The following is a 26,981-nucleotide window of genomic DNA, read 5'->3' as shown; positions in this document are numbered from 1 at the left end:
CTTGGCTTCATACAAGGCGTTGTCGGCACGCCGCAGCCAGCTGGCCACACTTTCGCCATGGCCCAGCAATGCCACACCGAAGGAAGCCGTGACCGCCCCGCCCGGGTGCTTCAGCCGCCGGCGCAACAACTGCTGCAGGTTGGTCATTACCGACTGCAGCCCCACGCCATCCACACCCGGCAGCAGCAGGACGAACTCCTCGCCGCCATAGCGGAACAACTGGTCTGACTTGCGGGTATTGTGTTCGATCAGCGCTACCAGCTCGGTCAGCACACTGTCGCCGACACCGTGGCCATAGTCGTCGTTGATGGTTTTGAAATGATCCAGGTCCAGCAGCACCAGCGCGTAGGACTGCCCGGTCTGCTCGGCGTTGGCGGCCGCCAGGTCCAGCGCTTCGTCCATCGAACGGCGGTTCTTCACCCCAGTGAGGGGGTCAATGGTGGCCAGGTGTTCCAGGCGCACCCGCTGGTTCTTGTTCCGGTAAGCGAACACATAGGCACAGGCACTGACGACAACTGCGGTGGAGGCAAAGGACCACATCTGCACCTGGGAGCTGAAGGCCTCTCCGAACGACATCAGCACCAGCACCGAGGCAATGTTCAGCACAATGGCAATCTTCGGTGCCACCAGGAAGAAGGTGGTCACCAGGCAGGGATACAACCAGAACAGGCCCGGCTCGCCCACCACATAGCCAACCGATACCGCACCGCCGCAGGCCACCAGGGCCAGCACCATGCCGCCCACCCGGGTGTTGCCGGTCAGCCAGCTGTAAATCACTCCGAAGGAAATACCCGCAAGGATCACCGTATCGAGCAGGCCGGCCATGGTGTTGCCCTGCAGGAATCGAAGCACGGCAAACGGCGTAATCCCCAGCACGGCACTGGCGCCGAGCAGGGTAATGATGGACAGGCGAAAATCGTTCTTCAAACGATGCAGCATGCGGAACCGGATCCGACAAAAGTCTTATTTGGGATTCAAGAATAGCGCAAGCTAATTGAGCGGTCGCCGCGCGACAACGATTCTTAACAAATTTCTACCTGAACAACCACGTATCTCACGAAGAATTAATAACTTGGCGTGAACTCCGGAAACCAAACGTTACGCAAAAACCGGGGCAGTGAATCTATACTGGATGCAATCCAGATATTGTTTATCCAACCAACCCGCAGGCAGGCACCCAAATGACCGACAAGGAACCCACCGACACCGGCCAGGACGCACTCAATGCCCGACTGGAGCAGGCCAACAAACAACTGCTGCAATCGGAAAAGCTGGCGGCCATCGGCCAGCTGGCCGCGGGGGTTGCCCACGAGATCAACAACCCGGTGGGCTACGTCTATTCCAACCTGCAAACCCTGGAAAACTACCTGAACGACCTGTTCCGGCTGACCGATGCCATCGACACCGCGGCATCGCTGGAGGATCTGCGCCAGATTCGCCACAACATCGATTACAACTACCTGCGGGAAGACCTGAAAGACCTGCTGAGCGAATCCCGCGAGGGTATCGAACGGGTAAAAACCATCATCTCGGCGATGAAGGACTTCTCCCACATCGAGGAAGAAGAGTTCAAGCAGGCCGACCTGCACCGGGGTATTGAAACCACCCTGAACGTGGTGAACAACGAGCTCAAATACAAAGCCGAGGTTGTCCGGGATTTCGGAGAGCTGCCCCACGTGGAGTGCATTGCCTCCCAGATCAACCAGGTGATCATGAACCTGCTGGTTAACGCGGCCCACGCCATCGAGGATTTTGGCAAGATCACCATCCGTACCCGGCACCAGGGTGATAGCGTTACCCTGGAAGTGGAAGACACCGGAAAGGGTATTGCCAGCGAGCACCTGAACCGCATTTTCGAGCCGTTCTTCACCACCAAGGGCATCGGCAAGGGCACCGGGCTGGGGCTGTCGCTGTCCTTCAACATCATCAAGAAGCACAATGGCGAGATCGAGGTACACAGCGAGCCCGGGCAGGGCACCCGATTCCGGATTACACTACCGGTAACACAACCGGAACCGCTCCAGCACACACAGCAGAACCAGGATACGGAGAACCCTGCATGATCAGAATCCAGCTGGTCGACGACGAGCCGAACGTCCTCAACAGCTTGCGCCGCCTGTTGCGCCGGCAGGACTGGCAGGTCGACGCCTTCAGCGATGTTGAAGAAGCCCTCGAAGCCCTTCTGCAACACGAGTACGCGGTCATCCTGTCAGACTACAAGATGCCCATGGCCGATGGTGTCACCTACCTGAAATTTGCCAAGCAGAAGCAACCGGGCGCCATCCGCCTGGTACTCAGTGGCCATGGCGACAGCGAATCCATGGTCAAGGCCATCAACCAGGCGGAAGTCTTCCGATACCTGACCAAGCCCTGGGACGACCATGAAGTGGTCGCTGCGATCAGTTCCGCGGTAGAACTCTATAGCCTGCAAAAAGAAAACCAGCGCCTGCGCAAGGAAAACGACGCCCAGCGGGCCATGATCAAGGCCCGGGAAGAAGAGCTGCTGCGCCTGGAGGCCGACAACCCCGGCATTACCCGGGTGCGCCGGGATGCCGATGGTTCGGTACTGCTGGACGACGATGCGGGGTCTTCCGACTGAATGGCGGTTTCCTCCGGCTTCAGCCCCTGGCTGATTCTGCTCGTTGTCAGCGCGTCGATACTGGTGGTGGCCCTGGCCATTGCCAGCTACCGGTTCTGGAACCAGGCCCGGCAGCGTTCGGCGTCGCTGGAAGAGCTCAATAACACCCTCAACTACCACCTGGAGCAGGAACGGGCGCTGCGCTACATCAACGAGCGCTTCCTGGAGTTCTCCCGGGATATTCTCTGCTCCATCAGTGCCGATGGGACCTTTTTGCAGATCAGCCCGGCCTGTCTCACCATTCTTGGCTACAGCCCCGAAGAGCTTCAGGGCCAGCCCTACCGCCAGCTACTGGTGCCGGAAGACCGGGCCAGCACCGAAGATGAAATGGCCAGGCTGATCTCTGGCGAACACGACAAAGCCATCGAGTTCCGGGCCCGGCTGAACCACCGCAACGGCCAGGTCATCACGATTGCCTGGATTGCCGAGTGGTCTCCGGAAGACCAGATCCTGTTCTGCGTAGGCCGGGACATCAGCAACGAACTGGTGGCCGAAATCCTCACCCAGGAACGGGAACAGTTCTTCTCGCTGTCACCCGACATGTTCTGCATCATCGACCTGAACAGTTATTTCTTCGAGCTGAACGCCCACTTTGTCGACACCCTGGGCTACACCCGGGATGAACTGCTGGGTACCTCCTACCTTGACCTGATCCACGAAGACGACCGGGAAGCGGTCCAGGAAGCCGTATGGGCACTGGGCGAAGGCGCGGAAATCAAAGACCTGGAGGTTCGTATCCTCAACCGGCAGGGCGGCATCCACTGGGTCGACATCAACGCCATTCTCAGTGCCGACGACCTGATCTACGTGGTGGCCCGTGACACCACGGCCCTGCGCAAGGCCATGGAACAGCTGGAAGAAACCATGAAGGAACTGGAGCGCAGCAACCGGGAGCTGCAGGACTTCGCCTTCGTGGCCTCCCACGACCTGCAGGAACCCCTGCGCAAGATACAGGCATTCTCGGACCGCCTGATTGCCCGTTCCGAAGACCTGGGCGAGCGGGAAAAAGACTATCTGCGGCGCATGCAGTCGGCTGCTGGGCGCATGCAGGCACTGATTGAAGACCTGCTGTCCTATTCGCGGGTAACCACCCGGGCCAAGCCCATGGTGGCCTGCAACACCAACGAAATCCTCAGCGAAGTGCTGGTGGATATGGAAACCAGCATCGGCCGGGCCCAGGGCAAGGTAGACGCCGAAACACTGCCGGCAACCTGGGGCGACGCCATGCAGTTGCGGCAGGTGTTGCAAAACCTGCTCAGTAACGCCATCAAGTTCCACGCACCGGACCGACCTCCGGTGGTTCAGGTGCGGGCCGAGGACATCACGAACGATGCCTGGACCCTGGTGGTCAGCGACAACGGCATCGGCTTCGACGAACGCTATGCGGAAAAACTGTTCCACCCGTTCCAGCGGTTGCACCAGAAAGAAGGCTACCCGGGCACCGGAATCGGCATGGCGATTGTGAAGAAAATCCTCGATCGCCACGGAGCATCGGTCAGCCTGAACAGCCAGCCCGGCACCGGCACCACCTTCCGTATCCGCTTGCGCACCGGTCAGGGAGCGGCCTGATATGACCAGCGACAACCGCCCCCCGGTAATCCTGATCGCCGAAGACGATCCGGACGACCAGCTGATGCTGCAGGATGCCTTCGAGGAAACCTGCGAGCACTGCCAGTTGCGGTTTGTCTCCGACGGCGTGGAGCTGATGGCGCTGTTGCTTGGTGAAGAAGGCCCCGGGCCACTGCCGGACCTGTTGCTGCTCGACCTGAACATGCCCCTGAAAGACGGCCGGCAATCGCTGGTGGAAATCCGCTCGGAACCCGCCCTGCAACAGCTGCCAACGGTCATCCTGACCACATCCAGAAACGATGAAGACCGGGCCTTCTGCCTGGCCCAGGGGGCCAACGACTATCTGGTTAAGCCGTCCAGTTACACCGAACTGATCGAAATCGTAAAAGCCCTGGAAACCTGGTGGGAATCACCATGACCGACCCGATGTTGCGCGTATTGCTGATCGAGGACGACGAAGACGACTACCTGATTACCGAAGACCTGCTGGCTGAAGCCAGCCCGGGCAAAACCCGGCTGACCTGGCACAACTGCCTGGACGATGGCCTGGCCGCCCTGCACCGGGAAAGCTTTGATGTGGCCCTGGTTGACCTGCGCCTTGGGCCGGATTCCGGCCTTGACCTGATCCAGCAGGCGAAGAACGAAGGCATCACCACCCCGTTTATCCTGCTGACCGGCCAGGGCGATGAAGAGCTGGATGCCCGGGCCGTTGAACTGGGGGCCGCCGATTACCTGGTCAAGGGCCGTATCGATGGCCATGCCCTGTTGCGCAGCATTCGCTATGCCATCGACCGTGCTGTCGCCACCGAAGATCTGGCCAGCAGCGAAGCCCAGTACCGGCTGCTGTTCGAGAATAACCCCACGCCCATGTGCCTGGCAGCGCCGGGCAGCGGCCGCATGAATGCCATGAACGAAGCGGCACGCACGCTCTATGGCGTGGTGCTGGAGGAAGTCGCAGGCCTGAACATTGCCGACCTGGCCGATAAATCCCTGACCGGCGCGCCGGATGGCGACGGCACAGTGCTGCAAGCGGGGGCTGGGCTGGAATGCCACCGCACCAGGGATGGCCGAAAGCTGATTGTGGAAGTGGCCAGCCAGAACATCACCATTGGCCACCACGAACTGGCCCTGTTCACCCTGACCGACAAAACCGCCCAGATCGAAAACACCCGGCAGCTGAAACTGCTGCAACGCTGCATTGAAACCAGCTCCAACGGCATGGTGGTGGCCGATGCCCGTGCCGCTGACATGCCACTGGTGTACGTAAACCCCACCTTCGAGCGCATCACCGGCTACACCGCCGCCGAAGTACTGGGCCGCAACTGCCGGTTCCTGCAGGGCGATCCACCCGATGACAGCAACATGCAGGCGCTGGAGACTATCCACCGGGGCCTGGCCGATGGCGAAGAAGTTTCGGTTATGCTGCGCAACTACCGCAAAGACGGCACTCCGTTCTGGAACGACCTGTACCTGTCGCCGATCCGCAATGAGCGCAATGAAATCACCCATTACGTGGGCGTACAGAACGACATTTCCGAGCGCAAATCCATCGAACACCAGCTGGCCTACAACTCCAGCCACGATGTGCTCACCCAGCTGCCCAACCGCACCCTGCTGGAAGACCGGCTGACCCAGGCCTGCCAGTTTGCCCGGCGCTACAACCGCCATGTGGGTGTACTGTTCATTGACCTGGACGGCTTCAAGCTGATCAATGATTCCCTCGGCCACCGCATCGGCGACCAGATCCTGATCGAAGTGGCCCGCCGCCTGAAAGAACTGGTGCGCTCAGGCGACACCGTGGCGCGGGTCAGTGGCGACGAATTTGTCGTCGCGCTGTCGGGGCTGACCCACGGCAGCGATGCCCAGCTGGTGGTGGAACAGGTAATGAGCACCCTGGCCAACCCTTACCGGATTGGCGACGTTACCCTGCACCTGACCGCCAGCATCGGCATGACCGAAACCGACGGCAACATCAGCAGTTCCGCTGAACTGATCCAGCAGGCGGACCTGGCCATGTACCAGGCCAAGCAACTGGGCCGCAACACCTGGCAGTGGTTTGAAGAAGCCATGAACTCCCAGGCCAGTTACCGGGTCAAGCTGCGCAACCAGCTGCAGGATGCCATCGACAACCATGCCCTGACGCTCTACTACCAACCGATGATCGACTCCCGCACCGGCCAGGCCCGCTCGGTGGAAGCGCTGGTGCGCTGGGAACACCCGGAGCTTGGCCTGGTATCGCCGGCAGACTTCGTACCGCTGGCTGAGGAAACCGGGCAAATTATTGCCCTGGGTGAATGGGTGCTGGACCAGGCTTGCCGGGATATGGTCAAACTCCATGCCGCCGGCTTCCGGGACTGTTCGGTGGGTGTGAATATCTCGCCGGTACAGATCCGGAAAACCGATTTTCTGGCGACGGTCAAACGGGCCCTGGGCGAATCTGGCCTGCCAGCCCAGGCGCTGGACCTGGAGATGGTGGAGTCTGCGGTCATCAATGACACCAGCCAGGTGGTCGACACACTCCACAAACTCCGGGAGCTGGGTGTACAGATCTCGATTGATGATTTCGGCACCGGTTTCTCGAGCCTGACCTACATCAAGCAGATGCCGGCCAACCGGATCAAGATCGACAACTCGTTCATCAAGGAAGTCATCAAGAACCGGAGTGATGCCGCCATCACCCGGGGCGTCATTTCCATGGCCCACCACCTGTCGCTGGAAGTGGTGGCTGAAGGGGTGGAAACCGAGGCCCAGGCCAACTTCCTGCGCCGCAACCAGTGTGACCTGCTGCAGGGCTATGCCTTCTCGCGGCCCATGCCGTTCGAGCAGCTGACCGAATATATGAACCTGCACGGACATCGCGGGGCCGGCGGCAGTGATAATGCAGAGGAAGAGCAGAAAACCGTCCTGCTGCTGGACGATGAGGTGAACATCATCAAGGCCCTGACCCGGACCCTGCGCCGGGATGGCTACCGGATTCTGTCATCCACCAACATCAGCGAAGCCTTCACCCTGCTGGCGGAAAACGAAGTACAGGTGATCATTTCAGACCAGCGCATGCCGGAAATGTCCGGCACCGAGTTTCTCAGCCAGGTGAAAGCCATTCATCCGCACACCGTGCGCATTGTGCTGTCCGGCTACACCGACCTGAAATCCGTCACCGAGGCCATCAACCAGGGCGCAATCTACAAGTTCCTGACCAAGCCCTGGGACGAAAAACAGCTGCGGGAGCATATCCGGCAGGCGTTCAAATACCACGCCAATATGCAACCGCAGGCCTGATGCGTCAGGCCACCAGGCCCAATGCCCGGGCGTGGTGGTTCAGGTGGTCATCAATGAACGAGGCGATAAAGAAGTAGCTGTGGTCGTAGCCCCGGTGCATGCGCAGATTGATGTGGTGCTGGTGCTTCTCGCAGGCATCCGCCAGCGCTTCCGGATTCAGCTGCTGCTCCAGGAATTCATCGGCGGTGCCCTGGTCAATCAACAGGGGCAAGCGCTCCTCAGCCCCCGGAATCAGCCGGGTGGCATCCCACTCTTCCCAGCGGCCCTGGTCTGACCCCAGGTAACCGGTAAAGGCTTTCTGACCCCAGGGGCAGGCCATCGGGTTGGCGATGGGCGCGAACGCCGACACGGATTTGTAGAAACCCGGATTCTTCAGGGCACAAATCAGCGCACCGTGGCCGCCCATGGAATGCCCGCTGACAGCCCGCTCACCACTCAATGGCAGTTCGCTTTCCACCAGCTGCGGCAATTCCTTCACCACGTAATCGTACATGCGATAATGGGGAGCCCAGGGCTGCTCGGTCGCGTTCACATAGAAGCCGGCTCCGGAGCCGAAGTCGTAGCTGTCGTCTTCACCCGGCAGGTTCAGGCCCCGTGGGCTGGTGTCCGGGCAGACAATCGCCAGGCCGAGCCTGGCCGCCAGCTTCTGGGCGCCGGCTTTCTGCATGAAGTTCTGGTCGGTGCAGGTCAGCCCCGAGAGCCAGTACAGCACCGGTACCGGCTTGCCATTGGTGCCCAGTACCGCCGGAGGCAGGAAAACCGCAAATTCCATCGCGCACTGCAGCGTGGCCGAGGTATGGCGATAGCGGCGGTGTTCGCCGTCAAAACAGACGTTGGTCGATAACAGTTCCATAGCAGTCCTGATTCTGTTGAATGGGTGCCTCAGTCCTCGGCACTGGCAAAGCGGGATTTCTCCATGGTGTAACCTGCCTTTGCCAGCTGGGACAGGATGGCTGTACGGGTAACAATACCCACCAGTTTCCCATGATCAACCACCGGATACACTTTCGGTTTACCGGCACCCAGGTTCTGGGCCAGGTCTACCACCGACATATCCGGGGATACCGTCAGCGGGTTATGGAACATCACGTCGTCCACCATGGGCTCGCCTTCGCCATGGTAGTTACTCACCAGCAGTGCATGAATGCAGTCCTGCTCCGACACAAAGCCCAGTACATGGCGCTGGTCGTCCACTACCGGCAGCCCGGAAACGTGGTTCTCAAGCAGCGCCTTCACCACCCGTGGCAGCGGTGTGCCACAGCGGATGGGTTCAATATGGTTCCACATGACTTCGGAAATCTTCAGTGAGCGCATCAACTGCTCCCCTCGGTGTCAGATTCAACTGGCCGGAAAGCGATTCCGGTTACCCTAAACATAGGCAATTCGCCCGCAAATAGGAAACCACGGCAGTAAAAACGGTTTACATGAAAAAATAGTCGACTAAACTCAATGAGTTATGCCTGAACAAGGCCAAAAAACATAATAAATCCGTGGCAAAAACCGGGAGTCTCCATGGAAGCCATTTCAAATTTTGTTAATGATATCAACGGGCTGGTTTGGGGCCTGCCCATGCTGGTCATGATTCTGGGCGTCGGCCTGTTCCTGAGTATCGGCCTGAAACTGATGCCGATCATGAAACTCGGTGCCGGCTTCCGGCTGATGTGGAGCGGCCGGGCCAGGGGCGATGACGACGACGGTGACATTCCGCCGTTCCAGGCCCTGATGACGGCGCTGTCTGCCACTGTGGGCACCGGCAACATTGCCGGCGTGGCCACGGCGGTCTTCCTCGGCGGCCCGGGTGCGCTGTTCTGGATGTGGCTGACCGCCCTGGTGGGTATGGCCACCAAGTATTCCGAAGCCGTACTGGCGGTTCGCTTCCGGGAGGTCGACGAGCGCGGCAATCACGTGGGTGGCCCCATGTACTACATCCGTAACGGCCTGGGCAGCAAGTGGGCCTGGCTGGGTGTCTTGTTTGCCGTCTTTGCCTCGATCGCAGCCTTCGGCATCGGCAACACTGTACAGGCCAACTCGGTGGCTGATGTGCTGGCAACCAACTTCAACCTGCCGCACTGGGTAACCGGCGTTATCCTGATGGTACTGGTGGGCATGGTGCTGATTGGTGGTATCAAGCGCATCGGCCAGGTCGCCAGTGCGCTGGTGCCGTTCATGGCGGTGTCCTACGTGCTGATCGGCCTGATTGTCCTGGCCATCAACGCCAACGCGATTCCGGACGCCATCAGCATGGTCTTCAGCTACGCCTTCAGCCCTGCCGCAGCCGAGGGTGGCTTTGCCGGTGCCGCGGTGTGGGCAGCCATCCGCTTCGGTGTGGCCCGGGGCATTTTCTCCAACGAAGCCGGCCTGGGTTCCGCACCCATTGCCCATGCTGCGGCCCAGACCAAGAATCCGGTAAAGCAGGGCATGGTGGCCATGCTCGGCACCTTCATCGATACCATCATCGTGTGCAGCATCACCGGCCTGGTGATTATCACCTCCGGCGCCTGGACCTCCGGTGAAACCGGTGCAGCGCTTACCTCACTGGCCTTTGAAACCGGCCTGCCGGGCTTCGGTAACTATGTGGTCGCCATCGCACTGGCCATCTTCGCCTTCACCACCATCATCGGCTGGTCGTTCTACGGCGAGCGCAGCATCGAGTTCCTGTTCGGGGTGAAAGCCATTGTGCCGTACCGGGTGCTGTGGATCATTGCGATTCCGGTGGGCGCCACGGTGAACCTGGGCTTTATCTGGCTGGTCGCAGATACCCTGAACGCCATGATGGCGCTGCCTAACCTGATCGCCCTGTTGCTGCTCAGCCCGGTGGTGTTCAGGCTGACACGGGAATATTTCGAGAAGCAAAAGGCTGCCGGTTACCGTTAACCGCCAGGGATTGTCATAAGGATGTGACCAAAGTGTTGGATGATCCGGGTCAACTACCCCTTGTTATCCGGATCATCCGGTACCAGAGTTACTGGTAGACACTGGCAAAGTGGCCGTACAAAAACCGTGCAAAGGAAAGGAGACTGACTATGACCTTGCGTCTTGGAGATACCGCACCGGATTTCGAACAGGAATCCAGCGAAGGCACCATCCGGTTCTACGACTGGCTCGGGGACAGCTGGGGCGTGCTGTTCTCTCACCCGGCGGACTTCACACCGGTTTGCACCACCGAACTTGGCCTGACCGCCAAGCTGAAGGACGAGTTCGGCAAGCGTAACGTCAAGGCAATCGCCCTGAGTGTCGACCCGGTGGACTCCCACAAGGAGTGGATCAAGGACATCAACGAAACCCAGGGTTGCAGCGTTAACTTCCCGATCATTGCTGACCACGACAGCAAAGTGGCCAAGCTGTACGACATGATCCACCCCAACGCTGACAGCACCCTGACCGTTCGCTCGCTGTTCGTGATCGACCCGAACAAGAAGGTGCGCCTGATCATCACCTATCCGGCCTCTACCGGTCGTAACTTCAACGAAGTGCTGCGGGTGATCGACTCGCTGCAGCTGACCGACGAACACAAGGTGGCCACCCCGGGCAACTGGGAAAAAGGTGGCGATGTGGTGATTGTGCCGTCCCTGCAGGACGAAGAGGAAATCAAGAAACGATTCCCGAAAGGCTACAAGGCCGTTAAGTCCTACCTGCGGATGACACCAGACCCGTCCTCCAACTGGAGCGGCGACTGAGCCTCCGGTTCTGTAAAGCAGTCACGAAAAGGGCAGGTTGAACCTGCCCTTTTCTGTTTCCGGCTTACCAGCTGGCCGGCACCCGGCCTTCACGGATACGCTGGGGATGATCCCCCACATCGACCCGGGCAATCTCGCTGGCACTGTCGATATCAATCACCGACATCTGGTCGGTACCGCTCCAGGAAATATAGCAGCGGTCGCCCTTGGCATTGGTGGTTACCCAATAGGGCTTCTCACCCAGCCCGGTCAGCACCGTGTAGTCGAAGGTTTCCCGGTCTACAATCGCCACGTAATCGCTCATGGTGCCGGCGACACACAGGGTATCGCCTTTGCCGTTCATGGCAATGCCGTGGTGCGCAGAATCGTTGATGTAGAGCTCCCGTGGCATATCCGGTACCAGGTTTGGCAGCGCCGCCCGGCGGGTGACCACGCCCTGCTCCATGTCGTACTCCACAAAGCCGTGCAGGAACGACAGCTGGAAGTAGAAGAAGCGTTCATCCGGCGTATGGGCCATGGGCCGGATGGCGGGGCTCAGGTCACTGTAGCCGGCCGCGTCGAGTTTTTCGGCAAAGTCGAACTGCTCGATGATTTCCAGGGATTCTGCATCCACCACCTGGAACCGTCGCTCGCCCTTGGTGAAGTCCATCAGGTTCTTGTCCAGCGGGGTGAAAACATGGCCGATGCTGGCGTGGTAAATCTTGCTGCCATCCCCGGAATAGACGTTTTCGTGGGGAGAGTTGCCGGTCGGGAACTGGCCGATTTCCTTTTTCGGCGAACACTTGTACCTTTTTTAGGCAATCAGACACATGACGCAACTGACACCCGGCCCGTCATTTCGGCCAACTGCAGGTATAAAAAAAGGACAGGTCTCAGCCTGTCCTTTTGATTTCAGTCGGTTACCCGGTTGGTATCAGAACGCCGGGACTACCGCACCTTCATACTTCTCCATGATGAAGTCTTTTACCGCATCGGACTTCAGGGCGTTGGCCAGCTTCTGCATGGCTTCGCTGTCCTTGTTGTCCGGACGGGCAACCAGGATATTCACATAAGGAGACTCGGCACCTTCAATCACCAGGGCATCTTCAGACGGGTTCAGGCCTGCTTCCAGCGCGTAGTTGGTGTTGATCAGGGCAACGTCTACCTGGTTCAGGATACGCGGCAGCGTGGCGGCTTCCAGTTCCTTGAAGTCCAGGTCTTTGGGGTTGTCGGCAATGTCACGCGGGGTGGCGGTGATCTTGCTCTCGTCTTCCAGGGTGATCAGACCGGCTTTCTGCAGCAGCAGCAGGGCACGGCCGCCGTTGGTGGGATCGTTGGGGATAGCCACAACCGCGCCGTCTTTCAGCTCGTCCAGGGACTTGATCTTGCTGGAGTAGGCGCCAAACGGCTCAACGTGGACACCGGTGACAGTCACCAGGTCTGTGCCGCGGCCGGCGTTGAATTCATCCAGGTACGGCTGGTGCTGGAAGAAGTTGGCGTCCATACGCTTCTGGTCGACCTGGATGTTCGGCTGTACGTAGTCGGTGAAGACTTTCACGTCCAGCTCAACGCCTTGTTCAGCCAGTGCCGGCTTCACAAATTCCAGCAGTTCCGCATGGGGAACGGGGGTAGCAGCTACCGACAGCTTTTCAGCGAAGGCGGCTGAGGAGAAGGTTGCTGCGGCAGCGATGGCTACCAGGGTTTTCTTGAAGTTCATTTTTGCGTTCTCCTGTGGAGCATCGTGTTTAACTTTGGTTTACGGCACGCTGCTGGGAGGCTCCTTCCGAAAAACGCCCGTGAATACCCGCAAGCGGGTCCAGCCAGCAATCGCAGATTGCTGTCGCTACGCTACACGCGAAGCTTCGCTTCTAAAGCATTTGCTTCGCCCCTGTAGGGCTTCGTCGCGCCGTCCATGGCGCTCCAGATTTTCGGAAGGAGCCTCCCAGCAGCCTGCCTATACCGGGCTTGGCATGGCCTTCCCGGCTCAATCACAGTCTTACTTTCTGCTGAAATACAGCACCAGGCGATCACCCGCCATCTGCAACAGCTGTACGAAGATTACCAGCAAGGCCACGGTAATCACCATCACGTCGGTCTGGAAGCGCTGGTAACCGAATCGGATGGCCAGGTCACCCAGGCCGCCGCCACCGATAACACCAGACATGGCTGCATAAGACACCAAGGTAATGGCCGTTACCGTAATGCCCGCGATAATGCCGGGAAGCGCTTCCGGCAGCAAGGCGCCGAAGATGATCTGTCTTACGTTTGCACCCATGGCCTGGGTGGCTTCGATGATGCCGCGGTCGACTTCCCGCAGGGAAGTTTCCACCAAACGGGCGAAGAAGGGTGCGCCACCGGCCACCAGCGGCGGGATGGCCCCGGCTACGCCCAGGGAGGTGCCGATCAGCATGACGGTGAACGGGATCATCACGATCAGCAGGATGATAAAGGGTACCGAGCGCAGTACGTTGACTACAAACGACAGCACCGCGTAGGCCACCGGTTGTTCCAGCAGCTGGCGTTTGCCGAACAGGAACAGCAGTACGCCGACGGGCAGGCCGATCAGGACGCTGAACAGCAACGACATACCGACCATCACCAGGGTGTCCCAGCTGGCCCAGCCGATTTCGGCCCAGTCTACGTTGCCCATCAGGGTTTCCATTAAAGCTTCCATCAGCGCACCACCTCCACGTGAACGTCGGCGGCTTCCAGCGCCTGCATGGCAATGTCGAGATCACCGCCCACCAGTGACAGGGTCAGCTGGCCGTAGGGGGTGTCTTTAATGTGGTCGATCCGGCCGGACAGGATGCTGAAATCCACACCGGATTCCCGGGCCACGCTGCCCAGCAGCGGCTTGTAGGTGGATTCACCCTTGAAGGTCAGTCGCAGGATGCGGCCGTTGGCTTTTTGCAGGTCTTCCTGCAGTTCGTCGCGGTCTACGTTCTCGCTTTCGAACACGAAATCCCGGGTGGTGGGGTGCTGCGGGTGCAGGAACACGTCGCTCACCGGGCCCATTTCCACAACCCGGCCGGCGTCCATCACGGCAACCCGGTCGCACACCCGGCGTACCACGTCCATTTCGTGGGTGATCAGCACGATGGTCAGGCCCAGTTCCTTGTTGATGTCGCCCAGCAGTTTCAGCACCGATTGTGTGGTTTGCGGGTCCAGGGCGCTGGTGGCTTCGTCACATAGCAGGATGGTCGGGCGGCAGGCCAGGGCCCGGGCGATGCCCACGCGCTGTTTCTGGCCGCCGGACAATTGGGACGGGTATTTGTTGGCATGGTCGCTCAGGCTGACCCGGGCCAGCAGTTCTTCCACCCGTTCCCGGATCTCGGTTTTCGAGTAGATACCCGCCAGTTTCATGGGGAAGGCGATGTTGTCGGCCACGGTTTTGGACGACAACAGGTTGAAGTGCTGGAAGATCATGCCCACTTTGCGGCGGAACGCCCTGAGCTCGGCGGCGCTGTAGCGGGTGATGTCTTCGTTATCGATCAGGATGCGGCCACCGGTCGCTGGCTCGAGCATGTTGATCAGGCGGACAAGGGTCGACTTGCCCGCACCGGAATGGCCGACGATGCCGAATACTTCGCCGGTTTCTATGGTCATACTGGTGGCATGCAACGCGGGGATCGCCCGGCCGGCCACCTGATACGACTTTTGTACCTGGTCAAATACAATCACGGTCAGTGCCCTGGTTCAGTGCCTTGAGGGTGCAGGATAAAACCGACGATTATAGCCTATTCGCTGATCAAACCCGAATCACTGCCGTGTGTACTTGCCCTTATCCGTCAATGCAGGGCCCGCATCTGCCGGGGGTAGAGCGCGGCACTCACTTCCGGCTCTTCCAGCAGGTTTGCCAGTTCCTGGTCGATGTCGGTTTGTTCGCCTTCTTCCGGCAGCGGCTCGAACAGAGTACTGAGCCAGGCCGCCACGGAGGGCGCGTTATCCCGTTCGTAGTCGGTGGACAGCGCCTTGATCCGGCGGAAGCCGATGATGCGCTGGTGCCGCGGGTCGCGGATTTGTTCGAAGCCACGCCAGTAAATCCTGTCGCGGGTGTGCAGCTGCACAAACAGGGTGTCGATGGGGCCTTTGTCGTCGTCTGCATTCCCGTCATCGGCTTCTGAAGCCTGCACGTCGGATTTTTCAGACTCTTCGGGTTCTTCGCTTTCAGCCGGCTTGCGGCGGATGGTGGTCCAGGCCGGGTAAAGCACAGCCACCGCGTCGGCTTCTACATGCTCACGGGCGGCACGCAGAATCAGGCCCCAGCGGGCCTTGTCGGCATCGGTTTCCAAGGAGTTGATGGGCAGGTCGTAGCTCTCATCGCTGGAGAGAACAATTGCCATCATCGGGGCATCCAGCTCCCCCATGGCTTCGGCCTGTGCTACGGATACCAGATCGTCGATTGCCATCGATTGGTTCATAAGATGCTCGCCTCCTCGATGCCATCAGGGTGGTCAGGGAGCGGAGTCCCTGCCCTACAGCATAGCCTGTTCCACATGGAAAGATAAACGTGGAGTTTGTTGGCCCGGATCACAACCCCTGACCAACAAATCCGCACAGTTTCTTCAGAATGCCGATTCCAGGCGCTCGTAGTTGGCAAACCAGGGGTTGGCTTCCTCCAGCTGGGCGGCCAGTTGCAGCAAGCCGCCTTCGCCGCCGTGGGCCGCACCGAACTGAACGCCCACCGGCAGCCCGTCGCGGGTCCAGTGCATGGGCACCGATATCGCCGGGGTTCCGGTCAGGTTGGCCAGCTGGGTGAAGGGGGTTCGGGCGAGGCTTTCCAGGGCCATCTGGTCTACCTGTCCTGAACGGTGTACCAGTTTGCCGGCTTTCAGGCCCAGCATCAGCCGGGCGACCAGCTTCAGGTGCGCCGGGGTGTCCATCTGGCCAATCTGTGCCGGCAACTGGCCGGTGGTGGGACAGAGGTACAGGTCAAAGCGGTCGAAGAACGCCCCCAGGGCCCGGGCAAAGTCATTCCACTGCTGGCGCCTCCGAACGTAGTCCGGCAGCGGCATGTTGCGGCCGAGCATTCCCAGCAGGCGGGTTTCCAGTTCAAAGTCTTTATCCGTGGCGCCGAAACGTTCCCGGGCGCTGTCCATCAGGGCCGAGACTTCCCCGAAATACAGGGACAGGTAGCACCGGGCCAGGGCCATGCCGTCAAAGTCCGGACGGGCGTATTCCACCTCATGCCCGAGCCCCTCCAGCATTCTCGCGGTTTCTTCCACCGCCGCCACGCACTCAGGGGCCACTTCGGTGTCGTAGGGTGAGGAGGTGAATACTCCGATTTTCAGCTTACCGGGGGATTGCTGCATTTGTTCGAGAAACGACGATTCGGGCGCAGGAATGCGGAACGGGTCACCGCTGGCGGGGCCGGACAGCACATCCAGCATGGCCGCGCTGTCTCGCACGGTGCGGGACACCACGTGATCGGTGGAGGCGCCTGTCCAGGCCTCACCCATGTGCGGGCCCACCGAGATGCGGCCCCGGGATGGTTTCAGGCCGAACAGGCCGTTGTAGGCCGCCGGAATACGGATGGAACCGCCGCCATCATTGGCACCGGCCATGGGCACAATGCCGGCTGCCACTGCCGCACCGGAACCACCGCTGGAGCCTCCGGGGGTAAGGTCAGTGTTCCAGGGATTGCGGCTGGGGCCCCAAAGCTCGGATTCCGTCACCGCCTTCAGGCCGAATTCCGGCGTGGCCGTGCGCCCCAGAAACACCAGCCCGGCATTTCGGGCCCGGCGCACGAATTCCGAATCCCGGGTTGGCACATTGGTGCTCAGAGCCCTGCTGCCATAGCTGCAGGGATGGCCGGCCTGCTCCTGGGCCAGGTCTTTCAGCAGTATCGGCACGCCGGCAAAGGGCCCGTCTTCAGGGAAACCCTGTTCCATGGCTTCGGTGAACTGCGGATGGCATATCGCGTTGAGTTTGCCATTCACCCGGTTGGCCCGGTCAATGGCCGCTTCAGTCGCTTCCCGGGCGCTGACGTCGCCCCGGCGAATCAGGTCAGCCAGTGCGGTGGCATCAAAGCTCAGATATTCAGACTGTTTCATCGGCAACCCTGCTTGTTGTTTTGTGGTGCAATCCGGCTGGACATTTCGGGTGTAATCCGGAAACTCCGGAGCTTACGACAATCGTTAGGTGAGTGCCATGGATCTGCTGTTCCCGGAAGCCCTGAGCACGGGCGCGGGATTATTCCTGCTGGCGGCCTCCGCCGTTACCTCCATGCTGACTGCCGTGCTGGGCGCCGGTGGCGGTGTATTGCTGCTGGTGCTGATGGCCACCTGGATGCCGCCAGCGGCGATTATTCCTGTCCACGGCATGATCCAGCTGGGCTCCAACACCGGCAGGGCAGTACTGACTTTTCGCCATATCGACTGGCGAGTGATTCTGGCCTTTGCGCCGGGTGTTGTGGCAGGGGCTGCCCTGGGCGCCTGGTTGCTGGTCAACCTGCCCGCTCACCTGTGGCAACTGACCATTGCCGGCTTCGTGCTGTATCTGTGCTGGGGCCCGAAACTGCCCAAGGCCTATTTCGGGCCGGCCGGTATATTCCTGGCCTCGGCTATCACCAGTTTTATCAGCCTGTTTGTCGGCGCCACCGGTCCTTTGGTAGCCGCATTCATCAAGCAGATCCACACCGACCGTTTCAAAACCGTATCCACCTTTGCCGCCGCCATGACCCTGCAGCATGCGCCCAAAGCCCTGGTGTTCGGCTTTGCTGGCTTTGTGTTCTCGGAATGGCTGCTGTTCATTGTCGCCATGATCGCCTGCGGCTTTGCCGGCACCTGGCTGGGGCTGCGCCTGCTGAACACCATGACCAACCGCTGGTTCAGCCTGGCGTTCAACGTGGTGCTGACCCTGCTGGCGCTGCGGCTGTTGTGGCAGGCGGCGCAGTCAGCCGGCTGGTTCGGCTGACACACCTCCGCACTGTTTCGAAAGCAGCCAGCCCGTCGCAACACATTCGCATTCCCACTTGTAATTCTAGTGATAATCGTTATTATTTAGTTCTGTTTTCATTCTTCCGAGTGTTGCTTCATGGACCCCATCAGCGCCGTACCCGAGACCCTTACCGAACTCAGCCCGTTAAACCAGCTGGTCGACATGGGCGGCCCGATCATGGTTGTGCTGATTGCCCTGGCGGTGATCGGTACCGTTACCTTTGTCTACCTGATGCTGTACGGCAGCTTCTACGCCCCGCGACACACCCGCAAGCTGCGCACCCTGGTAGACCAGTGGCAATCTGCGCCGTCGGACACCCGCCCGGAACAGGTGCGCCAGCAAGCCGGCTTTTTCGGTCGCGGCAACCCGCTGATGCACCTGCTGGTGAATACCATGAGCGCCTGCCAGACCAACCCCAACACCCCGGCCGTGCGCGAGACCGCCGTGCGGGATGCCCAGGGTGCACTGGAACCCTTTGAAGCACCGCTGAAAATCATCGAAGTGATTGCCGCCCTGGCTCCGCTGCTGGGCCTGCTGGGCACCGTCATGGGCATGATGGAAGCCTTCAGCGCCATGGCCGCCACCGAAGGCCGGGCCAACGCCAGCCAGCTCAGTGGCGGTATCTACGAAGCCCTGATGACCACCGCTGCAGGCCTGATAGTCGCCATTCCCTTTGCCGCCCTGGCCGCCTGGATCGAATTCCGCCTGCGCCGGATTCACAAGACCATCAACAGCGCACTGGTCAGTGTGTTCAATGTGGTGCCGTCGGGTGAGGCCGCCGGCGCGCCGCAGGCTGTCCCAGCGGATGAACCCTCAAAAGCCGCTGACACCCGTAATTATTCCGGCAACGATAGCCCGCGCTTCGCCCATGCAGCTGGTTGAACCCCGGCCGAACCGGCCCCTACCGATCCGGATTACACCGCTGATTGATGTGGTGTTTATTTTGCTGGTGTTTTTCATGCTGACCACCCGCTTGCTGCCCGTGGACTACCTGGAACTGGGCAATAACACTGAAAGCCGCAGCAGCGTGACCGGCGAGCCCCTGCCTGAGCTGCAGGTAACCGCCAGCGGTCAGGTAGTGTGGCAGGACAACCGCTACAGCCTCGGGGAATTACTGGAAGCACTGAAGGCAGCCGGCATCCGGGAAGCCAACCTGGGCACCAGCGCCGATAGCCGCCTGGCGGATTTCACCCGCACCCTGAGCGCCCTGGACAACGCCGGCGTGGAAGCGCACTGGAATCGCCAAAGCACCAACGACCTATGACAGAACTGGTTCCTCCTCCATCAACCTCCGGAAAAGGCCTGCTGGACCGGGTTGAAGATGCCCTGCTGCCGCTGATCAACCTGGTGTTCCTGCTGCTGATCTTCTTTATCGTGGCCGGCCAGCTGACCAACGAGCCCCTGCCCGAGCTGCCCGGTGCAGCCCGACAGCAACAGGAACGTGCCCCCGAAGCCGACCTGATGGTCGCGGCCGATGGCCAGTGGAAAGTACAGGGCAAGGTGCTGGGCGAAGAACAGCTGCTGGCCGCCCTGCCGCAACCCGATGACAACAATCCCCTGAGAATTGCCGCAGACCAGTCGCTTACCATGTCCGACCTGGAAGCGCTGCTGTCCGTCCTGGAGCAGGGCGGCTACACCGAGGTTCTGCTGCTGACGGAGCCCGGACAATGATGCCGGAACACAAGGGCCCCAAGTTGTTGTTTCTGGTGCTGGCCATAGCTGCTACTGGCTTCGGGCTGACGCTGGCGGCACCGGACAAGCCCGTGCAGCTGGCTACCCTGGGCGACAGCGCTGTGAACACCGCACCGGCTATCAAGATCAGCCTGGCTGGCCGGAAAACGCCTGCGCCGGTGGAAAAGCCCGCGGCTCCCCCTGCCAAGCCAGAGCCCGCGCCGGAACCGAAACCCGAACCCAAGCCAAAACCCAAGCCAAAACCCAAGCCAAAACCCAAGCCAAAACCCAAGCCAGAGCCCAAACCCGATCCCAAGCCCGAACCGGCTCCGGAACCCGAACCTCAGCCAGAACCTGAACCCGAGCCAACACCGGAGCCTGCTGCGGAACCGGCACCCGCGCCGGCAGAGCCTGCCCCTGCGGCCGATATTTCAGAAGCTACGGAGACATCCGGGGAAGAGGGCGATGCCTCGGAAAACCAGGATGCCGTGCCTCTGCAGACCGCCGGCAACTCCGCCGACGTGAACAGCTATCTGAGCAAACTCAGCCGCCACCTGGCACGCTACTACGACTACCCGCGCCGGGCGCGACGGCTGGGCCAGCAGGGCACGCCGGTGATCGTGTTCGAGTTCACCCGCGACGGCGAGCTTCTGGGCCACTCACTTCGGGACAGCTCCGGCCACCGCCTGCTGGACGATGCCGCCCTACAAATGCTGGAACAAGCTGCACCGCTGCCCGCCGTGCCGCCGGAAATGCGGGGCCGAACCTTTGCCTACGCCCTTCCGGTTCGGTTCAGTTTGCGCTGAAAATGCACCAGTGCCACGCAGGCTGCACTGCATCGGTGCTGCCGGCCGCGCCAGAAATAACCGGCCAACCTCGATCACACGTCCGCTTTATTATTGAAATCACTACCTTTTCTTAAAAACTGCCAGAGCTGGCACGAACCCTGCTGAGAACCCTTCAGCAGACCAGCACTCTGCCACACCGAAAATGAACAACTTCAGGCGACGGCGTCTGCTCACCTTTGCTTTCAAAGCGAATCGTGAGCGGCGCCTTTTTTTTGGCGCCGGCAACCGCGCCAAAAAATCAGGAGGAATCCCTTATGTCTTACATTCTGCCTTCCGAGTTCGTCACCAAGATGGTCGACGCCGGAGAAGCGAAAATCTATATGGCCACCCGGGATGTCCTGATCCGGGCCTTCATGGCCGGTGCCATCCTGGCCCTGGCCGCGGTCTTTGCCATCACCGTCACCGTCCAGACCGGCAGCCCCCTGGCTGGTGCGATGCTGTTCCCGGTCGGCTTCTGCATGCTCTACCTGATGGGCTTCGACCTGCTCACCGGCGTCTTCATGCTCACGCCCCTGGCCCTTCTGGACCGGCGCCCGGGCGTGGATACCCGGGGCATTCTCCGCAACTGGGGCTGGGTGTTCCTGGGTAACTTCGGCGGCGCCCTCACCGTGGCCGCCATCATGGCCTTCGTCTTCACCTACGGCTTCAACACCGAGCCAGGCGTGGTAGGCGAAAAGATCGCCTCCATCGGCAAAGCCCGCACCCTGGGTTACGCCGAACACGGCGTAGCGGGCTGGTTTACCATCTTTCTGCGGGGCGTGCTGTGTAACTGGATGGTGTCGATGGGCGTGGTCGGTGCGATGATCTCCACCACGGTGCAGGGCAAGGTACTGGCCATGTGGATGCCGATCATGCTGTTCTTCTACATGGGCTTCGAGCATTCCATTGTGAACATGTTCCTGTTCCCGTTTGCCCTGCTGATGGGCGGCGAGTTCGGCATCATGGATTACTTCGTCTGGAACGAAATTCCCACCGTACTGGGCAACCTGGTGGGCGGTTTGTCCTTCACCGGCCTGACCCTGTACGCCACCCATATACGCACTGCGCCCAAGCGCACGCTGGCAGCGGACTACCGCGCACCAGCCAGCACCCGCAGCGCCTGATCACGGCTGAAGCCCCCGGTGCCGCACACACCGGGGGCTTCACTGGTTCATATCCATGTCCAGCACCCAACAGCTCACGATAGAAGCCGGACAGTTCAGCAGCGCCGGCCGGAAACCGGTCAACCAGGATTTCCACGGCCTGTTGATACCAGACAATCATCAGCGCCACAGCAAAGGCATTGCGGCGGTGATCGCCGACGGCATCAGCTCCAGCAATGTCAGCCAGGAGGCCAGTGAAGCGGCGGTGGCAGGCTTCCTGAGCGACTACTACTCGACCCCCGAGAGCTGGTCGGTGAAACAGTCGGCCGAACGGGTAGTTCGGGCCACCAATGCCTGGCTGCACGCCCAGACCCGGCAAAGCCGTTATCGCTACGACCAGGACCGGGGCTACGTCTGCACCTTCAGTGCCCTGGTGCTGAAATCCGCAACGGCGCACCTGTTTCATGTAGGAGACGCCCGGATTTACCGGCTTCAGGGCAACACCCTGGAACAATTCACGACCGACCACCGGGTCTGGCTTTCGGCCGACGAAAGCTGCCTGAACCGGGCTCTGGGGCTGAGCCCGCAACTGGACATCGAATATCGCAGTGTCACCCTGCACCGGAGCGACGTATTTCTGATGATGACCGATGGTGTATACGAACAACTGTCTGCAGGGGATATCACCAGATGCCTTGCAGACTGCGGGGACAATCTGTATCACGCTGCCCGGGCATTGGCCAACCTGGCACTGGAGCGGGGAAGTGAGGATAACCTGACCGTTCAGGTACTGCGCGTACTCCAGTTACCCTCTCGGACACAGGACGTCAGCGCCCAGGAGGCCTATCGCGAACTGCCCTTCGCGCCCGAGGCCGCACCCGGACAGGTGCTGGACGGGTACCGGATCATCCGGGCCCTGCACATCAGTAGCCGAAGCCACGTTTACCTGGCCGTGGATGAAAGTTCCGGGAAGCAAGTCGCAATCAAGTTTCCCGCCATGGAGTTACGACAGTACCCGGACGAACTGGAGCGATTTGCCACCGAACGCTGGATTGCCCAGCGCGTGCAGAGCCCCCATGTGGTCGCCATCTTTGCCCCGGAGCGCCCGCAAAGTTGCCTGTACCTGGCCACTGACTATGTGGAAGGCTGTACCTTGCGGCAATGGATGCTTGACCACCCTCAGCCAGACCTGGAAACCGTGCGACAACTGGCCGAGCAGATTATCCGGGGACTCAGGGCCTTTCACCGGCTGGAAATGGTGCATCAGGACCTGAAACCGGAAAATGTCCTGATCACACCCGATGGCCAGGCCATGCTGGTCGATTTCGGAGCTACCCGGGTCGCCGGTCTTGAAGAAGCCGGCAAACCTGCCACCGACTATCCGGTTGGCGCAGCCCTCTACTCGGCCCCGGAACTGTTTCTCGGCGAGCCGGGCACCTGGCAGTCGGATCAGTACGCCCTTGGCGTGATTGTCTATCAGCTGTTGACCGGGCACCTGCCCTACCACACCGATGTACCCCGAATCCGCACTCGCAAACAACTGCGGGCCCTGACATACCGGCCAGCCAGGGCCTGGCGCGAAGACCTGCCACCGTGGCTGGACGCCACCCTGGCCCGGGCCACCCACCCGGAACCCCATCGTCGCTACCCGGCGTTATCGGAACTGCTCTATGAACTCCGACACCCCGGGCAGGACTGGCACGCCCGACACCATCCTCCTCTCATGGAACGGCACCCGGTACGTTTCTGGCAAGGCGTCTCAGCCCTGCTTCTGCTGGCGCTATTAACTTCCCTGGCCGGAGGCTCCTGGATCTGAGCTCCGGGCCATTTCTTGCCCGGCCAGCAAAAGCTCGCCCGTACGCCAGGCAACGCGTTGCCCGAAGGCACTCAGGAAACGCCATAAAAACACATAACTATATGTTTTATATAAGAATTAAAAAACTGGCACGGGGATTGTTACCAGTTACGCCGTCCAGGGAACAACCTTGGGACACTCACTCACACATTGTCATGGAGCAGACTATGCCAACTCCTTGTTATATCAGCATCGAAGGTAAAACTCAGGGCAACATCACCGCCGGCGCATTCACTTCCGATTCCGTAGGCAACATCTACGTTGAAGGCCACGAAGACGAAGTGCTGGTTCAGGAATTCAGCCACGTTGTCACCGTTCCGACTGATCCCCAGTCCGGCCAGCCTTCCGGCCAGCGCGTTCACAAGCCGTTCAAGTTCACTTCCGCCCTGAACAAATCCACCCCGCTGATGTACAACGCCCTGGCTTCCGGCGAAATGCTGCCGAAAGTAGAGCTCAAGTGGTACCGCACTTCCGTGGAAGGCAAACAGGAGCACTTCTTCTCCACCATCCTGGAAGATGCCACCATCATCGACATCGACTGCAACATGCCCCACTGCCAGGACGCTGCCAACGCTGACTTCACCCAGCTGGTAACCGTTTCCCTGTCCTACCGCAAGGTAACCTGGGAGCATGCCGTTGCCGGCACTTCCGGTGCAGACGACTGGCGCTCGCCAATCGAAGCCTGATTTTTCAGGTTCGATCCTCGGAAAACGGCTGGCCTTCGGGCCGGCCGTTTTTGTTTCCGGGCTTCATTGTCAGGAACAAACCATTGTGTAAACATACACAACAAAATCGCTAACACTCTGTGTGGCATTTATCGTCAGGCCGGGTGGGACTTGGAGGTAAACGTGCTTTATCCCGTATACGTACACAAGGGCGACGACGAGCACGCCCACGGCGCCGAAATTCCGGACTTCCCCGGCTGTTTTTCCGCTGCCGACCAATGGCAGGAGTTGCCGGGAAAAATACAGGAGGCCATTGAGCTTTACTGCGAAGACGAAGACATGGAGCTTCCCTCGCCATCCTCCCTGGACGACCTGATGAATAACCGTGACTATCAGGGTGGTCTCTGGATGATGGTGGATATAGACGTTAACCGCTTGAAAACCCGATCTGTCCGCCTTAACGTCAGCCTTCCGGAAGGCCTGTTGCGTCGCATTGACGAGGAGGCCCGGAGCAGACATATGAGCCGGTCAGCCTTTTTGGCAATGACAGCTCGCAAAGAACTGGAAGCCCGTTAACTCGTGACATCTTCACTCCCCGAATTTACAAAGACACTCGGCACTCTCATGTGCCAGGCCACCCGGGACATTCTATGGGCGCCGGCTGCAAGCTGGGTTCGAAAACAGAACCAGTGTGCAGGACTGGTGCTGCGCGTAGGCTCCGGGCAAGCCACTTACCACCGTTATGATCCCCGCAAGAAGCAACACTTGATCACCTACGGGGCCAGGATGATTGCCGCCAAGCATCAACCGGAAACCGCCCAGGGCTGGTTATCCACCCGGGAAATCCGGAGCCGCGGCTATTTTGAGGGGGAAGTGAGTGTGCTGAACCTGCTGGCGCACACCTGCTGCCATGAGTTCGCCCATTTGCTGCAGCACAGCGCCGGGCAACGGCATTACGGCTCGGTGCATAACCGGCATTTCTATGAAGCGCTGGATGAGTTGCATAACAGCGGCGCCGCCGGGGCTACCCGACAGTATCTGAGTGAACAGGCAACGTTGGCCGGTATCGAACTTTCGGGCGCAGCCTTTGAACTGCCGAGCCCGAAGCAGGCCCGGCAGCAGTGGCAGGTCGGGGATGCCGTGCGTTTTGGTGACGGGCGCAGCGAGAAGAAAGGTGAGGTCATCCGGGTTAACCGCAAAACCTGCACCGTTCTGGTCAGCCACCAATCCCGCCTGTTGCGCTATCGCGTGCCTCTGCAGCTTTTGAGCCCGGCGGCTTGATTGCCAATCACGGCGGACATGGACATCAACGCCCGGGCCACTTCTGGCAAGCGTTTACCCTGATCCATCGCCAGTTTCCTCAGTAACCGGTGGGCTTCGTCGTTGCTGATGTTGCGGTGTTCCATCAGCAGCAACACAGCTTTTTCCTGGATACGGCGGTCTTCCAGGGCTTCTTTGGCACTTTGGAGTTCTTCGGACATCTGGCGCAGTCGGCGGGTTTGCGCCTGAACCAGGTCAAAGATCGACCGGCCTGCCTGTTGCCCAACGCCATCGCCGGCCCAGGCATCCACCGTGCGTGCGTCCACGCCATTATCACAGACCACCAACACCGGAGTTGCCGGGGAGCTTCGTTGTTCCAGTGAGGCCAGCAAGGTTTCCTGGTGAGCCAGTGTTCGACGGGCTTCGGTGTAGCGTTCCACGCAGCGATGATGAAAGGCGCTTTCGATCGAGTCTTCAATTTTCTTGAGATCGTCCATACGCTCAGTCATCAGATGGAACCAGTGGTCCGCCAATCCTTCATCCAGCGTTTTAAAGCGCCCGACAGACACTGCCTTCTGCCGCATCCGTTCAATCTCCAGCTCCCGAGGGTGAGCGCGAAGGGTTTGCCAGAGCCCAAGGCTCTCTTCGTGGGCGAAGTTTACAAACACCTCAAAACACCGTTCCTGCGCCTCAACCAGGTGCATCATGCGCCGTGACAGTGCACTATCGAACTGGCCGCTGGAGAACCCGGCCGAGCCCGTGGCCCGTTCCTGGCCACAGTATTCCTTGCCATTCATTACGTGCACCATGGCCACCAGCAAGCCGGCGATAGAGGGTTCAGCCACGGTTTCAGCGGCTTCAAATACCACTGTGATCAACTTATGGATGGTGTCGCAGTACCAGTCCGTGGCATCCGCCACGCTGGCAGACTGCTCTGCTACCCGGCGCCGCATTTCTGGAAGTTGATCGAGGCAGTGCAGGGCACCAGCAATGTGTCCAAGCAACGGACTGCTGACCGGGTGGTCGGTCAGGTCATGCTGGATGTCCGCCAGCGCCTCCCGGAAGATTGAGGCCAGCTGTTCGTTCTGTTTCAGCACCAAGTCCCGCTGCCTAGCGAAGCGCTGACACCCGGAACCCAGAAACAGGTTGGTAGCACCCCGCTCCCGTTGCAGCCCGTGCACCAGGTTGCCCACGCTTTGCACCAGCCGGCCCATCCGCAGAAAGTGCTCCAGGTTGCGGATCTCGCACTGCCGGGAGGCGATAAGGAAATCCGCGGCAGTCGCCGCCGCGGTCACGTGGGGGTGGCGTTGGGTATTCATGGTGCAGCTCCTTGTGTCAGCACACAGCGTGTTCGGTCTAACCGGTGTGCAGCAATTAACAGGCCAGAACCGCCAGCCTCAACATCGGGCATGTCGCCCCATCCCGGGGCACCTTTTCGCCTGCTACGAGCTGGGGCAAACGGCCAGAACCGCTAACCCGCTGAATTTAAACGCTTTGAAAAGTTGGCACGGAGATCGCT

At 60.2% G+C, this 26,981-nt stretch carries 26 protein-coding genes and 1 pseudogene; 17 read left to right on the top strand and 10 right to left on the bottom strand.

Annotated elements, in window-relative coordinates:
- Nucleotides 1–30: 30 nt before the first annotated feature.
- Nucleotides 31–402, bottom strand: a pseudogene (locus B9Q17_RS18350) (GGDEF domain-containing protein); the annotation flags it as partial.
- 779 nt (nt 403–1,181) lie between these two features.
- Here B9Q17_RS18350 and B9Q17_RS05355 point away from each other — a divergent pair.
- From B9Q17_RS05355 to B9Q17_RS05335, 5 genes are read left to right on the top strand one after another with little or no spacing between them, the layout of a single operon-like run.
- Nucleotides 1,182–2,063 (top strand): ATP-binding protein, encoded by an 882-nt coding sequence (locus B9Q17_RS05355; RefSeq protein WP_058342291.1) that lies wholly within the window; start codon nt 1,182–1,184, stop codon nt 2,061–2,063.
- Entirely contained in the window at nt 2,060–2,599 is a 540-nt protein-coding gene (locus B9Q17_RS05350) for a response regulator (protein WP_058342290.1), read from the top strand. Before B9Q17_RS05355 ends, B9Q17_RS05350 begins: the two co-directional genes overlap by 4 nt.
- The gene (locus B9Q17_RS05345; RefSeq protein WP_094624410.1) at nt 2,600–4,207 is read left to right on the top strand and encodes a sensor histidine kinase; all 1,608 of its coding nucleotides are present in this window, start codon (nt 2,600–2,602) and stop codon (nt 4,205–4,207) included.
- A 1-nt stretch (nt 4,208) separates the two neighbouring features.
- Nucleotides 4,209–4,625 (top strand): response regulator, encoded by a 417-nt coding sequence (locus B9Q17_RS05340; protein WP_094624409.1) that lies wholly within the window; start codon nt 4,209–4,211, stop codon nt 4,623–4,625.
- On the top strand, nt 4,622–7,486 hold the full coding sequence (locus tag B9Q17_RS05335; RefSeq protein ID WP_208618757.1) for an EAL domain-containing protein: 2,865 nt from the start codon (nt 4,622–4,624) through the stop codon (nt 7,484–7,486). Before B9Q17_RS05340 ends, B9Q17_RS05335 begins: the two co-directional genes overlap by 4 nt.
- 4 nt (nt 7,487–7,490) lie before the next feature.
- Here the strand turns inward: B9Q17_RS05335 and fghA are convergent, their stop codons facing one another.
- Both fghA and B9Q17_RS05325 read right to left on the bottom strand, forming a co-directional pair.
- On the bottom strand, nt 7,491–8,339 hold the full coding sequence (gene fghA, locus B9Q17_RS05330; RefSeq protein ID WP_094624408.1) for an S-formylglutathione hydrolase: 849 nt from the start codon (nt 8,337–8,339) through the stop codon (nt 7,491–7,493).
- Between the two features lie 29 nt (nt 8,340–8,368).
- Nucleotides 8,369–8,800 (bottom strand): CBS domain-containing protein, encoded by a 432-nt coding sequence (locus B9Q17_RS05325; RefSeq protein WP_022990545.1) that lies wholly within the window; start codon nt 8,798–8,800, stop codon nt 8,369–8,371.
- 198 nt (nt 8,801–8,998) lie between these two features.
- Between B9Q17_RS05325 and B9Q17_RS05320 the strand changes: the two genes are divergently transcribed.
- The gene (locus tag B9Q17_RS05320; protein WP_094624407.1) at nt 8,999–10,360 is read left to right on the top strand and encodes an alanine/glycine:cation symporter family protein; all 1,362 of its coding nucleotides are present in this window, start codon (nt 8,999–9,001) and stop codon (nt 10,358–10,360) included.
- 149 nt (nt 10,361–10,509) lie between these two features.
- On the top strand, nt 10,510–11,163 hold the full coding sequence (locus tag B9Q17_RS05315) for a peroxiredoxin (protein WP_058342284.1): 654 nt from the start codon (nt 10,510–10,512) through the stop codon (nt 11,161–11,163).
- A 64-nt stretch (nt 11,164–11,227) separates the two neighbouring features.
- Here B9Q17_RS05315 and B9Q17_RS05310 read toward each other — a convergent pair whose 3' ends face one another.
- The 6 genes from B9Q17_RS05310 to B9Q17_RS05285 form a co-directional block, all read right to left on the bottom strand.
- Nucleotides 11,228–11,812 carry a YncE family protein gene (locus B9Q17_RS05310; protein WP_208618756.1) on the bottom strand — a complete coding sequence of 195 codons (585 nt, stop codon included), beginning with the start codon at nt 11,810–11,812 and terminating at the stop codon, nt 11,228–11,230.
- A 264-nt stretch (nt 11,813–12,076) separates the two neighbouring features.
- On the bottom strand, nt 12,077–12,859 hold the full coding sequence (locus B9Q17_RS05305) for a MetQ/NlpA family ABC transporter substrate-binding protein (RefSeq protein ID WP_094624406.1): 783 nt from the start codon (nt 12,857–12,859) through the stop codon (nt 12,077–12,079).
- A 279-nt stretch (nt 12,860–13,138) separates the two neighbouring features.
- Nucleotides 13,139–13,816 carry a methionine ABC transporter permease gene (locus B9Q17_RS05300; RefSeq protein ID WP_036220240.1) on the bottom strand — a complete coding sequence of 226 codons (678 nt, stop codon included), beginning with the start codon at nt 13,814–13,816 and terminating at the stop codon, nt 13,139–13,141.
- The gene (locus B9Q17_RS05295) at nt 13,816–14,823 is read right to left on the bottom strand and encodes a methionine ABC transporter ATP-binding protein (RefSeq protein ID WP_094624405.1); all 1,008 of its coding nucleotides are present in this window, start codon (nt 14,821–14,823) and stop codon (nt 13,816–13,818) included. Before B9Q17_RS05295 ends, B9Q17_RS05300 begins: the two co-directional genes overlap by 1 nt.
- A gap of 107 nt (nt 14,824–14,930) precedes the next feature.
- A complete protein-coding gene (locus tag B9Q17_RS05290) occupies nt 14,931–15,563 on the bottom strand; it encodes a hypothetical protein (protein WP_022990538.1) in 633 nt (210 codons plus the stop codon).
- Between the two features lie 144 nt (nt 15,564–15,707).
- Nucleotides 15,708–17,195 carry an amidase gene (locus B9Q17_RS05285; RefSeq protein WP_094624404.1) on the bottom strand — a complete coding sequence of 496 codons (1,488 nt, stop codon included), beginning with the start codon at nt 17,193–17,195 and terminating at the stop codon, nt 15,708–15,710.
- A 97-nt stretch (nt 17,196–17,292) separates the two neighbouring features.
- Here B9Q17_RS05285 and B9Q17_RS05280 point away from each other — a divergent pair, with 97 nt between their 5' ends.
- The 10 genes from B9Q17_RS05280 to B9Q17_RS05235 all read left to right on the top strand — a co-directional run bounded on the left by B9Q17_RS05280 (nt 17,293) and on the right by B9Q17_RS05235 (nt 25,483).
- Nucleotides 17,293–18,057, top strand: a complete 765-nt coding sequence (locus B9Q17_RS05280) for a sulfite exporter TauE/SafE family protein (protein ID WP_208618755.1) — start codon at nt 17,293–17,295, stop codon at nt 18,055–18,057.
- A gap of 120 nt (nt 18,058–18,177) precedes the next feature.
- Nucleotides 18,178–18,963 (top strand): MotA/TolQ/ExbB proton channel family protein, encoded by a 786-nt coding sequence (locus B9Q17_RS05275; protein WP_094624402.1) that lies wholly within the window; start codon nt 18,178–18,180, stop codon nt 18,961–18,963.
- Nucleotides 18,950–19,345 (top strand): ExbD/TolR family protein, encoded by a 396-nt coding sequence (locus B9Q17_RS05270; RefSeq protein WP_094624401.1) that lies wholly within the window; start codon nt 18,950–18,952, stop codon nt 19,343–19,345. The genes B9Q17_RS05275 and B9Q17_RS05270 overlap by 14 nt, the downstream gene beginning before the upstream one ends.
- Nucleotides 19,342–19,752, top strand: a complete 411-nt coding sequence (locus B9Q17_RS05265) for an ExbD/TolR family protein (RefSeq protein WP_094624400.1) — start codon at nt 19,342–19,344, stop codon at nt 19,750–19,752. The genes B9Q17_RS05270 and B9Q17_RS05265 overlap by 4 nt, the downstream gene beginning before the upstream one ends.
- Entirely contained in the window at nt 19,749–20,558 is an 810-nt protein-coding gene (locus tag B9Q17_RS05260) for an energy transducer TonB (RefSeq protein ID WP_094624399.1), read from the top strand. Before B9Q17_RS05265 ends, B9Q17_RS05260 begins: the two co-directional genes overlap by 4 nt.
- 296 nt (nt 20,559–20,854) lie before the next feature.
- A complete protein-coding gene (locus B9Q17_RS05255; RefSeq protein ID WP_094624398.1) occupies nt 20,855–21,703 on the top strand; it encodes a formate/nitrite transporter family protein in 849 nt (282 codons plus the stop codon).
- Between the two features lie 55 nt (nt 21,704–21,758).
- Entirely contained in the window at nt 21,759–23,498 is a 1,740-nt protein-coding gene (locus tag B9Q17_RS05250) for a bifunctional protein-serine/threonine kinase/phosphatase (protein WP_094624397.1), read from the top strand.
- Nucleotides 23,499–23,704: 206 nt separating this feature from the next.
- Nucleotides 23,705–24,223 (top strand): Hcp family type VI secretion system effector, encoded by a 519-nt coding sequence (locus B9Q17_RS05245; protein WP_058342275.1) that lies wholly within the window; start codon nt 23,705–23,707, stop codon nt 24,221–24,223.
- Nucleotides 24,224–24,385: 162 nt separating this feature from the next.
- Complete coding sequence (locus B9Q17_RS05240; RefSeq protein ID WP_094624551.1) at nt 24,386–24,778, top strand: type II toxin-antitoxin system HicB family antitoxin; 393 nt, start codon at nt 24,386–24,388, stop codon at nt 24,776–24,778.
- Between the two features lie 48 nt (nt 24,779–24,826).
- Complete coding sequence (locus tag B9Q17_RS05235; protein ID WP_094624396.1) at nt 24,827–25,483, top strand: hypothetical protein; 657 nt, start codon at nt 24,827–24,829, stop codon at nt 25,481–25,483.
- Here the strand turns inward: B9Q17_RS05235 and B9Q17_RS05230 are convergent.
- Entirely contained in the window at nt 25,444–26,781 is a 1,338-nt protein-coding gene (locus tag B9Q17_RS05230; protein ID WP_094624395.1) for a nitrate regulatory protein, read from the bottom strand. The two genes, B9Q17_RS05235 and B9Q17_RS05230, sit on opposite strands and share 40 nt — an antisense overlap.
- Nucleotides 26,782–26,981: the final 200 nt, after the last annotated feature.

The sequence above is a fragment of the Marinobacter vinifirmus genome, assembly GCF_002258215.1.
Classification (GTDB): Bacteria; Pseudomonadota; Gammaproteobacteria; order Pseudomonadales; family Oleiphilaceae; genus Marinobacter; species Marinobacter vinifirmus.
Note: the sequence above shows the minus strand (reverse complement) of the source record. Positions and strands in the feature narration are given on the sequence as shown.